This is a genomic window from Ectopseudomonas oleovorans (assembly GCF_003052605.1).
Classification (GTDB): Bacteria; Pseudomonadota; Gammaproteobacteria; order Pseudomonadales; family Pseudomonadaceae; genus Aquipseudomonas; species Aquipseudomonas oleovorans_A.
Map to the genome: position 1 here is coordinate 1 of NZ_QASO01000121.1, position 14,587 is coordinate 14,587.

At 62.4% G+C, this 14,587-nt stretch carries 10 protein-coding genes and 1 pseudogene; 4 read left to right on the forward strand and 7 right to left on the reverse strand.

The genetic code is table 11. The features are described from left to right. Nucleotides 1-242 precede the first annotated feature (242 nt). The 6 genes from leuA to DBO86_RS20650 form a co-directional block, all read right to left on the reverse strand. Nucleotides 243-1,913: a 2-isopropylmalate synthase gene (leuA, locus tag DBO86_RS20625; protein WP_108234698.1), complete on the reverse strand. Its 1,671-nt coding sequence runs from the start codon at nt 1,911-1,913 to the stop codon at nt 243-245. A gap of 307 nt (nt 1,914-2,220) precedes the next feature. Then, the gene (locus tag DBO86_RS20630) at nt 2,221-2,886 is read right to left on the reverse strand and encodes a glutathione S-transferase family protein (protein WP_074856582.1); all 666 of its coding nucleotides are present in this window, start codon (nt 2,884-2,886) and stop codon (nt 2,221-2,223) included. Nucleotides 2,887-2,954: 68 nt separating this feature from the next. Next, the gene (locus tag DBO86_RS20635; protein ID WP_108234699.1) at nt 2,955-4,217 is read right to left on the reverse strand and encodes a mechanosensitive ion channel family protein; all 1,263 of its coding nucleotides are present in this window, start codon (nt 4,215-4,217) and stop codon (nt 2,955-2,957) included. Between the two features lie 119 nt (nt 4,218-4,336). Next, nucleotides 4,337-5,155 (reverse strand): peptidoglycan DD-metalloendopeptidase family protein, encoded by an 819-nt coding sequence (locus DBO86_RS20640; RefSeq protein ID WP_108234700.1) that lies wholly within the window; start codon nt 5,153-5,155, stop codon nt 4,337-4,339. Between the two features lie 91 nt (nt 5,156-5,246). Next, a complete protein-coding gene (gene xseA, locus DBO86_RS20645) occupies nt 5,247-6,626 on the reverse strand; it encodes an exodeoxyribonuclease VII large subunit (RefSeq protein ID WP_074856574.1) in 1,380 nt (459 codons plus the stop codon). 43 nt (nt 6,627-6,669) lie between these two features. Further along, nucleotides 6,670-7,602, reverse strand: a complete 933-nt coding sequence (locus tag DBO86_RS20650; protein WP_104727013.1) for a LysR family transcriptional regulator — start codon at nt 7,600-7,602, stop codon at nt 6,670-6,672. A 34-nt stretch (nt 7,603-7,636) separates the two neighbouring features. Here DBO86_RS20650 and DBO86_RS20655 point away from each other — a divergent pair, with 34 nt between their 5' ends. Together DBO86_RS20655 and DBO86_RS20660 are read left to right on the forward strand one after the other, a co-directional pair. Then, nucleotides 7,637-8,104: a multidrug/biocide efflux PACE transporter gene (locus DBO86_RS20655; protein ID WP_104727014.1), complete on the forward strand. Its 468-nt coding sequence runs from the start codon at nt 7,637-7,639 to the stop codon at nt 8,102-8,104. A gap of 55 nt (nt 8,105-8,159) precedes the next feature. Then, nucleotides 8,160-8,714: a sugar ABC transporter ATPase gene (locus tag DBO86_RS20660; RefSeq protein WP_104727046.1), complete on the forward strand. Its 555-nt coding sequence runs from the start codon at nt 8,160-8,162 to the stop codon at nt 8,712-8,714. Between the two features lie 107 nt (nt 8,715-8,821). On the opposite strand, the pseudogene DBO86_RS20665 reads toward DBO86_RS20660, so the two are convergent. Further along, nucleotides 8,822-10,925, reverse strand: a pseudogene (locus DBO86_RS20665) (TonB-dependent siderophore receptor). A 144-nt stretch (nt 10,926-11,069) separates the two neighbouring features. On the opposite strand from DBO86_RS20665, the gene guaB reads away from it, so the two are divergent. Both guaB and guaA read left to right on the forward strand, forming a co-directional pair. Beyond that, nucleotides 11,070-12,539: an IMP dehydrogenase gene (gene guaB / locus DBO86_RS20670; protein ID WP_108234701.1), complete on the forward strand. Its 1,470-nt coding sequence runs from the start codon at nt 11,070-11,072 to the stop codon at nt 12,537-12,539. Between the two features lie 262 nt (nt 12,540-12,801). After that, nucleotides 12,802-14,379 (forward strand): glutamine-hydrolyzing GMP synthase, encoded by a 1,578-nt coding sequence (gene guaA, locus DBO86_RS20675; protein WP_108234702.1) that lies wholly within the window; start codon nt 12,802-12,804, stop codon nt 14,377-14,379. The last annotated feature ends 208 nt before the right edge of the window (nt 14,380-14,587 follow it).

Here is a 14,587-nt window from a genome sequence, read left to right on the forward strand (position 1 = left end):
CGCAGCCAGCGTAACCGGCTCCAGTGGTCACGCTTTGGTCGTCTCGCAGACATCTACATACCGAAGCCCAGAACTGCACATCCCTATCCGGAGGAACGCTTCGCGTCACGAACCTGAGGCAGGAGCCGTATGCGGTAGTTCCGCACGTACGGATCTGTGCGGGGGGCGGCAGGTAACTGCCGTCCCTACCGCGACCACAAAAACGCCGGGCATTGCCCGGCGTTGTGCGTTCAGCTCAGGGCTCAGGCCGCTTGCGACTCGGCCTGGCTCAGGGCTCGGTTCAGCGCGCTGAACAGGGCGCGGAAGCTCGCGGTGGTCAGGTTCTCGTCGATGCCGATGCCGTGCAGGGCACGACCGCCGTTGACGCGTAGCTCGATGTAGGCAGCCGCCTTGGCATTGGTGCCGGCGCCGATGGCGTGCTCGCTGTAGTCCATGACTTCCACCGCGACGGGCAGGGCTGCGGCCAGGGCTTCCAGTGGGCCCTTGCCAATGCCGCGCCAGTGGTGTTTTTCAGCGCCTTCGATAACCTCGATATCCACCGCGCTGGTGCCGTTTTCTTCCTGCAGACGATGGCCTTTCAGGGTGTAGGGGCTGCGCGCTTGCAGGTATTCGGTTTCGAGCAACTGATAGATCTGCGCAGCAGTCATTTCCAGGCCGAGGCGGTCGGTTTCACGCTGCACCACCTGGCTGAACTCGATCTGCATGCGCCGCGGCAGGCTGATGCCGTATTCCTGCTCGAGCAGGAAGGTGATGCCGCCCTTGCCCGACTGGCTGTTGACGCGAATCACCGCCTCGTAATCGCGGCCAATGTCGGCCGGGTCGATCGGCAGGTACGGCACTTCCCACAGCGCATCGTCCTTCTGCTGGGCGAAGCCCTTGCGGATGGCGTCCTGGTGCGAGCCGGAGAAGGCGGTGTGTACCAGGTCGCCGACGTACGGGTGGCGCGGGTGTACCGGAATCTGGTTGCAGTCCTCGACCACCTTGCGTACGGCATCGATGTCGGAGAAGTCCAGCTCCGGGTCAACGCCCTGGGTGTAGAGGTTCAGAGCCAGGGTCACCAGGCAGACGTTGCCAGTGCGCTCGCCGTTGCCGAACAGGCAGCCTTCGACGCGATCGGCACCAGCCATGACGGCCAGCTCGGAAGCGGCGACGCCGGTGCCACGGTCGTTATGGGTGTGTACGCTGATCAGCACGCTGTCGCGGCGGTCGACGTGGCGGCCGAACCACTCGATCTGGTCGGCGTAGTTATTCGGCGTGGCGCACTCGATGGTGGCCGGCAGGTTGAGGATCAGCTTGTTCGCCGGGGTCGGCTGGAACACGTCGATCACTGCGTTGCACACCTCGACGGCGAAGTCGATTTCGGTGCTGCTGAACACTTCCGGCGAATACTCGAAGCCCCACTGAGTTTCCGGCGCAGCATCGGCCAGGCGCTTGATGGTGGTACCGGCAGCCACGGCGATGGCTTTCACACCGGCCTTGTCCTGGTTGAAGACAATCTTGCGGAAGCTCGGCGCACAGGCGTTGTAGTAGTGGACGATGGCCTTCTTGGCGCCTTTCAGCGACTCGAAGGTGCGCTCGATAAGGTCGTCACGGGCCTGGGTCAGCACCTGGATGGTCACGTCGTCGGGGATGTGGCCGCCTTCGATCAGCTCGCGGACGAAGTCGAAGTCGGTCTGCGAGGCGGACGGGAAGCCCACTTCGATTTCCTTCAGGCCCACGGCCACCAGGCATTTGAAGAAGCGCATCTTCTTCTCGGCATCCATCGGCTCGATCAGTGACTGGTTACCGTCGCGCAGGTCGGTGGACAGCCAGATCGGCGCCTTGTCGATGATCTTGTCCGGCCAGGTGCGGTCCGGAATCTGGATCTGGGTGAAGGGGCGGTACTTCTTCGACGGGTCTTTGAGCATGCTCATGAGAGGATCCTGCGAAATGGGAGTCGAACACGAGGCCGGGCGGCCATGTAAAACGGATTTTCAGGCGGGGCTTCGCAGTCGCGGGCTGACCAGTCGCAGGCATGCGAGCTGGCGGACGAGAAAGATGTTTTTCATGTGGGCACCCTATCCATAGCAGGTGGATATGGCAATGCTTGCTTAAAAAACGCCGATTTATTGCTGGATAGCTTTTGTTGGCGGATTTTATTGCTTTGAAAGTGATGTTTTCGGCGAATCGTGTTTCCAGGGGGCGTGCACAGGCTCGCCTCCGTCCCTCGATGATCCGTCTTCAGTCGGCGTAGTCGTAGGCGCCGCCTTTTTCCAGGGCACGGCGATAGGCTGGCCTGGCATGGATGCGTTGCAGGAAATCGCTCAGGCGCGGGTGGTTGTTGAGTACGCCACGGGCGGCAGCTGCTTCAAGCGGGAAGCTGAGCTGAATATCGGCAGCGCTGAAGGCATCACCGGCAAACCAGTCGCGCTCGCTCAGTTGGCTCTCCAGGTAGTCGAAATGCAGCTTCAGCTGCGGCGAGATGAACGCCTGACTGACCTTGTTCGCGATGCCTCTGGCGATGGGTTTGATGAAGAACGGCATTGGCGCGCTACGCAACTTGTCGAACACCAGCTTGAGCAACAGTGGTGGCATCGCCGAACCTTCGGCGTAATGCAGCCAGTAGCGGCAGCGCAGGCGCTCCGGGCTGTCGGCGGCCGGTAGCAGCCAGTCGCCGTAGCGTTCGGCCAGGTATTCGATGATGGCGCCGGATTCGGCCAGGGTTAGCTCGCCGTCGGTGATCAGCGGCGACTTGCCCAGAGGATGCACTTGGCGCAACTCGGCAGGGGCGAGCATGGTCTGCGGGTCGCGCAGGTAGCGCTTGATCTGGTAGTCAATACCTATCTCTTCGAGCATCCAGAGAATGCGTTGCGAGCGCGAGTTGTTCAGGTGATGCAGGGTAATCATGGCAAGCTCCGACCGATTTTGGGGCAAAGGCTCTGTAACACGTCGTTCAGGGACGCACCACTAGCGTTTCATTGAGCCGCCCCGCGCTGTTCGACGATTGCTGGCCGCAGTTCGCGCATGTCTGCACCGCTCGGATGCTGGAACACGCGCAGGCCGAACTCGGGGAGGATGGCCAGCAGGTGGTCGAAGATGTCCGACTGGATCCCTTCGTAAGCATTCCACGCCACTGTATTGGTGAAACAGTAGATTTCCAGCGGCAGGCCGTCGGCGGTCGGGCTGAGCTGGCGTACCAGCAGGGTCATGTTCTGGTGGATGTTGGGGTTGTGACGCAGGTAGTGCTCGACATAGGCGCGGAAGCTGCCGATGTTGGTGATGCGGCGGGTGTTCACCGCTTCCTTACCGTGCTCGGCCAGCTTGGCGTTCCACTCCCGCAGTTCCTGGTTCTTGCGATCTAGGTACTCATCCAGAAGCATGAAGCGGCGCAGCCGTGCGATCTCCTCGTCGCTGAGGAAATGTACGCTGGTCTGATCCAGAAACAGCGCACGTTTGATCCTACGCCCACCGGATTCCTGCATGCCGCGCCAGTTCTTGAACGGGTCGTTGATGAAGCGCTTGGTCGGGATGGTGGTAATGGTCTTGTCCCAGTTCTGCACCTTGACCGTGTGCAGGGCGATGTCGATCACGTCGCCGTCAGCGTTGAGCTGAGGCATCTCGATCCAGTCGCCGACACGGATGATGTCGCTGGAGGAGATCTGCACGCTGGCCACCAGCGACAGCAGGGTGTCCTGGAAGATCAGCATCAGCACGGCGGCCATGGCGCCGAGGCCGGAGAGCAGGATCAGCGGCGAGCGGTCGATCAGCGCCGCCACCATGAGGATCGCGGCAATGGCGAAGATGGCGATCTTGATCACCTGCAGGTAGCCCTTGATCGGCTTCAGGTGCGCATTGGGCCGGCGCTGATAGAGCGTGTTGAGAATGTCCAGCAGGGCGCCGATGGCCAAGGCGATGGTCAGCACGATGAAGGCGCCGCAGACGTTCTGCGTGACCGTTACCACGGCTTCGGGCATGCCCGGCACCACGGCTACACCGGAGGACAGCACCAGCGCCGGGACGATGTGCGACAGGCGCTTGATGATGCCGCTTTCCTTGATCTGGCCATGGCGACCCAGGGTGGTCGCGCCGACCACGCGGTAGATGGCGCGCACCAGGATACGTTTGACGATCCAGTTCGACAGCCAGGCGGCGACGATCAGGGCAAAGGTGGCGGTGAGGGTGAGCAGTTCAGGCTGTTCGTTCAGCCAACCCATCCAGGTATCGAACTCATTCGGCATTTCCGGCTCCGAAGCAGGCAGGAGGAAAGACCGACGCTTAAAGCCGGTCATTTTGGCCGCCGTACCCTAACAAAAATACGCCAGCAACCCAAACCGCAGGTATTGCAGGCTGCGTAGTTTCAGGGCTTGAACGCACCGATGAAGATCGCCGGGTCAACCCGTGCGTCGTTGAGGCTGACGTTCCAGTGCAGGTGCGGGCCGGTAGCGCGCCCGGTGGCGCCGACCTTGCCGATATGGCCGCCACGGGCGATCTCGTCGCCGAGCTGCACATCGATCTCGGACAGGTGGCAGAACATGCTGATCAGCCCCTGGCCGTGATCGATAAATACCGTCTTGCCGTTGAAGAAGTAGTCGCCGATGAGGATGACCTTGCCGGCGGCTGGCGCCTTGATCGGCGTGCCACGGTTGGCGGCGAAATCCAGGCCCGAATGCGGGTTGCGCTCTTCGCCGTTGAAGAAGCGCCGCAAGCCGAAGGGGCTGGACAGCGGGCCGTTGACTGGCCGGTCGAACAGCAGGTTGCTCGGCTGGCGTGCGCTGAACTGCTGGTAGGCGCGGGTCTGCTCGGCCAGTTCGCGTTCGATGCGCTTGAGGTTCTCGGCGTTGGGGGTGACCTGCTGCTGGTTCTTGATGGTGATGCGCTGCTCGGTGTAGTGCTTGGCACCGACCTGGAAATTCAGCTTCTGGCCGCCCTCGACCTCTATCTGCTGAGTGCCCGGCTTGACGCTGAGTGGAATGCCGACGATGGCGATCCAGCGCTTGCTGTCCTCATGCACGGTCAGCACCGGCTTGCCCTGATAGCGCACCTTGGGCGCCTGCGCCGGGTTGCCCAGGTCGACCACCGCCACGCCACCCGGCACCGGCTTGTTCAACAGGCGGGTGATAAAGCCTTCGGCGTGGGCGGGCAGGGCCAGGCACAGAGCCAGGACGAACAGACACAACTTGTGTAGGAGCGAGCTCTGCTCGCGAAAAGAGGGGCTGAAAAAGCTTCGCGAGCAGAGCTCGCTCCTACGCAGAGATGCTGGCATTAGTTCAATCCAGTAGCGACAAGGTCGCCGGTTGTATGTGGTTGTCTTCGATGCGCACGTCTAGCTCACCCTCGCCAAGGCGCGCCTTGAGGCGCTGGCCGGGCTGGGTCTGCGCGGCGCTGCGTACGGCCTGGCCACGTTCGTCTAGAAGGATGCTGTAACCGCGGCCCAGGGTGGCCAAGGGGCTGACGATCTGCAGTTGCGCAGCCAGGGCACCCAGTTGCTGGCGCTGGCTGCGGAGCTGGCTGTGCATGGCGCGCGGCAGGCGCGTGGCCAGGCCATCCAGGCGCTGGCGCAACAGAGCCAGGCTGCGCCCCGGATGCTGCGCGGCGAGGCGTGCGTCGAGGCGGGCCAGGCGTTCGCGTTGATTGGCCAGTTGCTGGTTGAAGGCGCGGCGCAGGCGCATGTCCAGGTCATCCAGGCGCTGGGCCTGCTGGCGCAGGCGTTCGCCGGGGTGGCGCAGGCGTCGGCTGGCGCCTTCCAGGCGCAGGCGTTCGCGGGCTAGACGGCCCTGCATGTGCAGCGCCAGGCGCCGTTGCAGGTTGTGCAGGCGCTGCACCAGCTCGCTGCTGTCCGGGGCCAGCAGTTCGGCGGCGGCCGAGGGCGTCGGCGCGCGCACGTCGGCGACGAAGTCGGCGATGGATACATCGGTCTCATGGCCCACGGCGCTGACGATGGGCGTGACACAGGCGGCCACGGCGCGGGCCACGACTTCCTCGTTGAAGCACCAGAGATCTTCCAGCGAACCGCCGCCACGGGCCAGGATCAGTGCGTCGTAACCTTGCGCATCGGCGCGCTGCAGGGCGCGGACGATCTGCGCCGTGGCCTCGCGGCCCTGTACGGCGGTGGGGATCAGGTTCAACTCCACCTGCGGCGCGCGGCGGCGGAACACGCTGATGATGTCGCGGATCACTGCGCCGGTGGGCGAGGTGACGATGCCGATGCGCTTGGGATGAGCGGGCAGGGCAATCTTGCGTTCGGTAGAGAACAGACCTTCGGCGCCGAGCTTTTCCTTGAGTGCCTCGAAGGCCAGGCGCAGGGCGCCGTCACCGGCTGGCTCGACGGCATCGAGAATCAACTGGTAGTCGCCGCGGCCCTCGAACAGCGAAACCTTGCCGCGCACCTTCACCGCCAGGCCATCACGCAGGGCCTGGCGCACGCGTGCGGCGTTCTGCCGGAACAACGCGCAGCGCACCTGGGCCTGGCTGTCTTTCAGGGTGAAATAGATGTGGCCGGACGCCGGGCGGGCGAGGTTGGAGATTTCTCCCTCGACCCAGATGCCGGCGAACACGTCCTCCAGCAGCAGGCGGGCGCGGTTGTTGAGCTGGCTGACACTGAGTACCTCGCGGTCGAGGTTCAGGCGGGCAAAAGGGTCATTGATCATGGGGCGGCATGATAAGTCGAGAGCGACATCAGCGCGACCTTCATCAGGCGTCTTGCTGCAGGCGGTCGAGCAACCAGGCCGCGACTGGACCGAGTTCGCGCTGGCGCGACCAGATGGCGTCCACCGTTACCTGCCGTGGCCAGCCACTGCAGGGCAGTTCATGCAGGCCGCGAAAGCCGTAGGCATCGACTAGTTGCCTGGGCAGTTCGGCCCAGCCGAAGCCCAGGCGGGCCATCTCCAGCAGCATCAGGTAGTCCGGCGCGGCCCAGCAGCGTCCGCCGCTGCCGGGCAACTCGTCCGTGTTCGCATCGACATGGGCAACGCTGCTCAGGCGCAGCAGACGCCAGCGCGACAAGTCGTCCTGACGCACTCGTGGCAGCTTGCTCAGGGGATGATCCTTGGCGACGAACAGGCCGAACTCGCTGCTCATTTCCAGGCGGGCGTGGGCGATATGCGGTGGATAGGCCGCTTGCGCGGCGAGCAGTCCCAGCTGCGCGCGGCCCTGGGTGATCAGGTCGAGCACATCGGCCTGTTCGGCGATCAGGCTTTCGAACTGCAGATCGGGGAAGCGCTGATCCAGTTCCTGCAGGCGAACTTCGTATTGTTTCGGCTGGTAGGCGTCGGACAGTGCCAGGGTCAGTCGCGCCTCCTGGCCTCTGGCCAAGCCTGCGGCGTGTCGCGCCAGGCGGTCGCTGGCGCAGAGCACTTCTTCAGCGTGGGCCAGCAGGCTGGCACCGGCTTCGGTCAGCTGCAGCTTACGTGGGCCGCGTTCGAACAATGCCACGCCCAGATCGATCTCCAGGCGCGCGACGGCCTCGCTGATGGTCGACTGGCTTTTGCCCAGGCGCCGCGCTGCAGCGCTGAGCGAGCCGCTGTTGGCGGCTTGGGCGAAGGCCTGGAGGGAGTCGGGGGAAATATTCATATCGGTTTTGCCGATGGCAGCTGCCTTTGGATTGGCTGATATTCCGATGATCATAGCGCTCGTTGTCACCTATCACGAGGTTTGTTTCATGACTCACCCCCTGCCGCGCTCCCTGCGTGAGCGCATCGGTCACGCCCTGGCCTTCGAAGGTATTGCCGTGCTTATCTGCGCGCCGGCCATGGCCTGGTTCATGGACAAACCGCTGCTGCACCTGGGGGTGCTGACCCTGATGTTCTCCACCGTGGCGATGCTGTGGAACATGCTGTTCAACTACCTGTTCGACCGCGCACAGAGTCGTCTGGGCTTCGAGCGCGGCTTGTGGGCGCGGGTCGGTCATGCGCTGCTGTTCGAGGTGGGCTTGATCATCGTACTGGTGCCACTGGCCGCCTGGTGGCTGTCGATTGGTCTGCTCGAGGCGTTGCTGCTGGATATCGTGCTGATCCTGTTCTTCCTGCCGTACACCCTGGCATTCAACTGGGTTTATGACGTGTTGCGTGCTCGCTGGGTGGCCCGCCGTGAAGCACAGGCGACTGCCGTGATTTGTCGCGGGGCTTGATTTGCCGGCGGCAGCGCCTAAGCTGCCGCCTTTCTTCGCCGACCGTTCGAACACCATGACCGCGCAACTGATCCTCGTCCCGCAGATATCCACGCTTCCCGCTCACGAGCAAAAGGCCCAGGCTATGCTGCGCTGGCTGGTCAGGCGGGAGATCGTCGAGGCGTTGCCGACCACCTGCGGCCAGGGCGGCAATGGCATGGCCTACGCCATCGGGCCGGGCGCTCGGCGTATCGCCCAGCGCCCAGAGTTGCTGCCCTATGGCCAGGCTCACAATGGCCTGGAAATCATCACCCACCGCTGCATCTATATGCCGACACGCAGCTTCCTCGAAGAAGCGGGCTGTGCCGAATGCCGCAGGGAAGTGGGCGTGCCGCTGTTCGACAGCCTGGAGGTGTGGTGGCCAGGGGAAACCGACAACTTCACCTGCCCGGAATGCGGGCATGAAGATGACATCAACGGCTTCCTGTTCCTGCAGCCGTGCGGCTTTTCCAACCTGGGTTTCATCTTCAACGGCTGGGCTGAGGCAGGCCTGCGCCCGGCGTTCGTCGAAGAATTCGGCGAACGCCTGGGCTTTGCCGTGAGGCAGGTGCGGGTCGACGATCCGGCTTGAGCGGTTTTCAGCCGATTGTGGGAGGGGCTTTAGCCGCGACTTCATATGGTTTCAGTCGCCGCTGAAGCGCCTCCCACAGGCGCTCAGCAGTTGCCATCGGGATTGGCTCAAAACTCGACGCTGGCCGACAGGCGCAGCTCGCGCGGCTCGCCTACGGCAACGCGTAGATTGCCGCCGCTGGAGGGGTAGTAGCGCTCGTTGAACAGGTTACGTACGTTCAATTGCAGGCGTGTCTTTTCTCCAAGCAATTGGCTGTCCCAAGTGACGAAGGCATCGGCCACGGTGTAGCTATCCAGCCAGAATGTGTTGGCGTTGTCGCCAGCACGCTCGCCGACGTAGCGGGCGCCACCACCCAGTTTCCACTGACCCAGCTCCAGGGGTAGATGCAGGTGATGGACGAGGTAGAGACTGCCGACATTGCGTGCGGCGTTGACCAGCTCGTTGCCTTCGTCGCTCGGGTCATCGAGGATTTCCGTATCGGTGTAGGCATAACTGCCAAGCAGCTCCCAGCGCTCGCTCAGGCGGCCACTGATATCCAGTTCCACGCCGCGCGAACCAACCTTGCCGGCTGCTTCCGATACGGAATTGTTGGTGACCACGACGTTTTTCTTCTCGATATCAAACAGCGCCAGACTGGCGCCGATACCCTGAGGCAGATCGAGTTTCACGCCCAGTTCGTAGCTGCGACCTTCTTCGGGATCGAATGCCTGGCCAGTACTGGTATCCGAGGCATTGGGCACGAAGGAGCGGCTGTAATTGCCATAGAACACCACCTGGTCGCTCAGCTGGAATACCAGGCCACCGAAGGGCAGGAAGGTGGTATCGGTACGGTCGGTGGTGCGGGTATAGGTAGCGCCGCGGCCCTGTTCCACGAGTTGCCCGAAGCGCTGGTAGCGGCCGCCCAGTACCAAAATCCATTGATCGCTCAGGTGCCAGTTGTCCTTGGCGTAGATCGAGCGCGAGTGCAGTTCGTCGCTGCGGTCACTGTCTTTGAGGCTCAGCGTTGAGGGCGCGGCGAGATTACCGTACACGGGGTTGTAGATATTGAAGCCGCCGACTGCCGAGCCCCGCCAGGTATCGCCACGAAAATTATCGACTCGCTCGGTGTCGGCACCGATCAGCAGGTCATGACGCTGGCCGAACAGGCTGGCGTTGCCGATCCAGTCCCAGGCCAGGTACTGGGTCTGGTTGTCATGCGTGCTGCCATCGGAGCGGCGGCTCATTGCGCCCGTGCTGGCATTGAGCACATTCGGCCGTGCTTCGGCATAGTCGTAGCGCTCGTTGTTCCAGCCATAGGTGAGGCGGGTCGACCAGTCGTCGCTGAGCTGATATTCGGCGGTGGCAGTAAGCAATTCGTCGATGCCCTCTGCCTTCGACCAGCTCTCGCCGAAGCGGTCGTTGTAGGACACATTGGCTGGCTTGCCATTGACGATCACCGTGCCGCGATCCACTGGCGTGCTGTATTCCTTGTATTCATAGGCGATGTTGAGGCGCAGGCGTTCACCTTCTCAGCTTAGCGAGGGTGCAATCAGGCTGTTTTCCTTGGTGCCGAAGTTGCGCCAGTAATCCTCGTTCTGCCTCTCGGCGATTAGGCGAAAGGCCAGGCCACTGTCTGGCAATCGGACCGGTCACGTCGACTGCCAGGCTGCCGCCGCCGAAGCTGGAACTGTCCGCGCTCAGTTGCGTGCCCCATTTGTACTGCGGCTTCTTGCTGATGACGTTGATCAGGCCGCCTGGCTCCAGCGCGCCATATAGCAGCGAGGCCGGCCCTTTGAGCACTTCCACGCGCTCGGTGGTGGCGCTGAAGTTGCGCGACAGGCTGGATCGAATGCCGTCGCGCAGGATGGAGCCATCGGCGCTGCTACCAAAACCGCGTTTGACGAAGCCATCCTGAGTACCGGCCAGGGTGTTGCTCTGGGTCATGCCGCTAACGAATTTCATCGCATCGTCCAGCGATCTGACCTGAAAGTCCTCGATGGTCTGTGGCGTTACCACCTGTACCGACTGGGCTTCATCCTTGAGTGCCACTGAAGATTTGCTCGCCGTACTGGCGCGCTTGGCCTGGTAGCCATTCTCGTCAGCCACGGGCGCCGCGACGACTTCCTGGCTGGGCAGCTCCAGCTCCTGGGCCAGCAGGTGGCCTGCTGGAAGCAGGCAAAAAGTGAGAAGGGCGGCGCCTTGGCCACTCAAGGAAAAGCGGTTGAATTTCATTTGGCACTCAAGTGCAAGAGTTTCTGAGAATCATTATTTTATGTGTTTCGAGGTATGACTGCCTAGAGACACACTTTGCATTGAGTGAAATGAGCTCGCTGGGTATAATGCCGCGCTTCTTATTTTCCCGCTCGGGAGCCCTCCATGCTGCGCATCAGCCAAGAAGCACTCACTTTCGACGACGTCCTGCTCATCCCCGGTTATTCCGAGGTGCTGCCCAAGGATGTCAGCCTCAAGACCCGCCTGACGCGCGGTATCGAACTGAATATCCCGCTGCTGTCCGCTGCCATGGACACGGTCACCGAGGCACGCCTGGCCATCGCTATGGCACAGGAAGGCGGCATCGGCATCATCCACAAGAACATGACCGTCGAGCAGCAGGCTGCCGAAGTGCGCAAGGTCAAGCGCTTCGAGTCGGGCGTGGTGAAAGATCCGATCACCATCGAGGCCGATGCCACCGTGGGTGATCTGTTCGACCTGACCCGGCAGAACAATATTTCCGGTGTGCCGGTGCTGCATCATGGCGATCTGGTCGGCATCGTTACCAGTCGGGATGTGCGTTTCGAAAGCAATATGGCTGCCAAGGTGCGCGACGTGATGACGCCCAAAGAGCGTCTGGTCACCGTCAAGGAAGGCGAAGACACCCAGGTGGTGCGTAAACTGCTGCACAAGCACCGCATCGAGCGCGTGCTGATCGTCGATGACCAGTACCGCCTCAAGGGCATGATGACCGTCAACGACATCGAGAAGGCCAAGGCCTACCCGCTGGCGAGCAAGGATGATCAGGGCCGTCTGCGCGTGGGCGCTGCCGTGGGTACCGGTGCCGATACCGGTGACCGTGTTGCGGCGCTGGTCGCAGCCGGCGTCGATGTGATCATCGTCGATACTGCCCACGGCCACTCCAAAGGCGTGATCGACCGCGTGCGTTGGGTGAAAGAGAACTTCCCTGAAGTTCAGGTGATCGGCGGCAATATCGCCACGGGCGCCGCTGCCAAGGCGCTGGTTGAAGCCGGCGCCGATGGCGTCAAGGTCGGCATCGGCCCAGGCTCGATCTGCACCACCCGTATCGTCGCCGGTGTCGGCGTGCCGCAAATCAGTGCTGTGGCCAATGTGGCCGCTGCTCTGGCCGGCACTGGCGTACCGCTGATTGCTGACGGTGGTATCCGCTTCTCTGGCGACCTGTCCAAGGCCATCGTCGCTGGCGCTTCCGCCGTGATGATCGGCTCCATGCTGGCCGGTACCGAAGAAGCTCCGGGCGAAGTTGAACTGTTCCAGGGCCGCTCCTACAAGGCATACCGTGGCATGGGTTCGCTGGGTGCCATGGCGCAGGCGCAGGGCTCTTCCGACCGTTACTTCCAGGACTCCTCGGCCGGTGCCGAGAAGCTGGTGCCGGAAGGTATCGAAGGTCGTGTCCCCTACAAGGGCGCGATGAGTGCCATCGTTCACCAGCTGATGGGCGGCCTGCGTGCCTCCATGGGCTACACCGGCTGCGCCACCATCGAAGAGATGCGTACCAAACCTGAGTTCGTGCGCATCACTGGCGCCGGCATGGCTGAGTCGCACGTCCACGACGTGCAGATCACCAAGGAGGCGCCGAACTACCGCGTCGGCTGAAAAAATCGATTTGACGCTGCTGCGCTTGCGCATGCGGCGTTGGAGAAAAACTCGACACTGGCTCGCCAGTGAACGTCCGAAAGGACGGCCCGGAGGGCGAACGTAGTGAGTAAATGCTTGCTTCAGCAAACTCCGCTTTCTCGTTTCTCTCCGCCTTGCCTGTCCGGCGCTCGCGACGCGGCAAATCGATTTTTACAATGTATGAATAACGGGGCTGTTCGATCAGCCCCGTGTCATTTCTGAATACCTACGAGAGACGGCCATGGCCCACGACATTCACGCCCACCGCATCCTCATTCTGGACTTCGGTTCCCAGTACACCCAGCTGATCGCGCGCCGTGTGCGCGAGATCGGCGTCTATTGCGAACTGCACCCCTGGGACATGAGCGACGAAGACATCCGCGCCTTCGCTCCGCGCGGCATCATCCTCGCCGGTGGTCCGGAGTCGGTGCACGAAGCCAATAGCCCGCGCGCACCGCAAGCGGTGTTCGACCTGAATGTGCCGGTGCTGGGTATCTGCTACGGCATGCAGACCATGGCCGAGCAACTCGGTGGCAAGGTGGAAGGTTCCGACCTGCGTGAGTTCGGCTACGCCCGTGTCGACGTGGTCGGCAAGAGCCAACTGCTGGCCGGTATCGAAGACCATGTCGACGCTGACGGCGTGCTTGGTCTCGACGTGTGGATGAGCCACGGCGACAAGGTCACCCGCCTGCCGGAAGGCTTCAGCATCCTGGCCAGTACCCCGAGCTGCCCGATCGCCGCCATGTGCGACGATACGCGCCACTATTACGGCGTGCAGTTCCACCCGGAAGTGACCCACACCAAGCAGGGCGGTCGCATCCTGTCGCGCTTCGTGCTGGAAATCAGCGGCTGTGAAGCCCTGTGGACGCCGGCCAACATCGTAGAAGACGCCATCGCCGCCGTGCGTGCCCAGGTTGGCGACGCCAATGTGCTGCTCGGCCTGTCCGGCGGTGTGGACAGCTCGGTGGTTGCAGCGCTGCTGCACAAGGCCATCGGCGACCAACTGACCTGCGTGTTCGTCGACAACGGCCTGCTGCGCCTGCACGAAGGTGATCAGGTTATGGCCATGTTCGCCGAGAACATGGGCGTCAAGGTCATCCGCGCCAATGCCGAAGAGCAGTTTCTGTCCAACCTGGCCGGCGAAACCGACCCGGAAAAGAAGCGCAAGATCATCGGTCGCACCTTTATCGACGTGTTCGATGCCGAGGCCAGCAAGCTGGACAACATCCAGTTCCTCGCCCAGGGCACCATCTACCCGGACGTGATCGAGTCGGCTGGCGCCAAGAGTGGCAAGGCTCATGTGATCAAGAGCCACCACAACGTTGGCGGCCTGCCGGAGGAAATGAACCTCAAGCTGGTCGAACCACTGCGTGAACTGTTCAAGGACGAAGTGCGCAAGATCGGCCTGGAGCTAGGGCTGCCCTACGACATGGTCTACCGCCACCCGTTCCCGGGCCCGGGCCTGGGCGTGCGCATCCTCGGCGAAGTGAAGAAGGAGTACGCCGATATCCTCCGTCGCGCCGACCACATCTTCATCGAAGAGCTGCGCAAGGCCGACTGGTACCACAAGACCAGCCAGGCGTTCGTGGTGTTCCAGCCGGTGAAATCGGTGGGCGTGGTCGGTGACGGCCGTCGCTACGCCTGGGTCGTTGCCCTGCGCGCCGTAGAAACCGTGGACTTCATGACCGCGCGTTGGGCACACCTGCCCTACGAGCTGCTGGAAACCGTCAGCGGCCGCATCATCAACGAGATCGACGGCATCTCCCGCGTCACCTATGACGTGTCGAGCAAGCCGCCAGCGACCATCGAGTGGGAGTGATCACACGTTAGGCACTGGCTGGTACTAACTGGCATTAAATGACGCTTAAGCCCATGTTTTCATGGGCTTTTTTGTTTTTATGTCTGGCATTGTCTGGCAACCAATGGCATTGGGAAGCACCGCTTGAGCGTGGTATCTGAGGTGGTATTATCGAGGCATGATGCCATGAGTGATAGCCGATACCATGCTGCTTGATCCTGTGTTTTCA

Bases quoted from the DNA above. Each gene is read 5' to 3' on its own strand.
- leuA (WP_108234698.1), bottom strand. From the start codon at position 1,913: ATGAGCATGCTCAAAGACCCGTCGAAGAAGTACCGCCCCTTCACCCAG.
- DBO86_RS20630 (WP_074856582.1), bottom strand. From the start codon at position 2,886: ATGATTACCCTGCATCACCTGAACAACTCGCGCTCGCAACGCATTCTC.
- DBO86_RS20635 (WP_108234699.1), bottom strand. From the start codon at position 4,217: ATGCCGAATGAGTTCGATACCTGGATGGGTTGGCTGAACGAACAGCCT.
- xseA (WP_074856574.1), bottom strand. From the start codon at position 6,626: ATGATCAATGACCCTTTTGCCCGCCTGAACCTCGACCGCGAGGTACTC.
- DBO86_RS20650 (WP_104727013.1), bottom strand. From the start codon at position 7,602: ATGATCATCGGAATATCAGCCAATCCAAAGGCAGCTGCCATCGGCAAA.
- DBO86_RS20655 (WP_104727014.1), top strand. From the start codon at position 7,637: ATGACTCACCCCCTGCCGCGCTCCCTGCGTGAGCGCATCGGTCACGCC.
- DBO86_RS20660 (WP_104727046.1), top strand. From the start codon at position 8,160: ATGACCGCGCAACTGATCCTCGTCCCGCAGATATCCACGCTTCCCGCT.
- guaB (WP_108234701.1), top strand. From the start codon at position 11,070: ATGCTGCGCATCAGCCAAGAAGCACTCACTTTCGACGACGTCCTGCTC.
- guaA (WP_108234702.1), top strand. From the start codon at position 12,802: ATGGCCCACGACATTCACGCCCACCGCATCCTCATTCTGGACTTCGGT.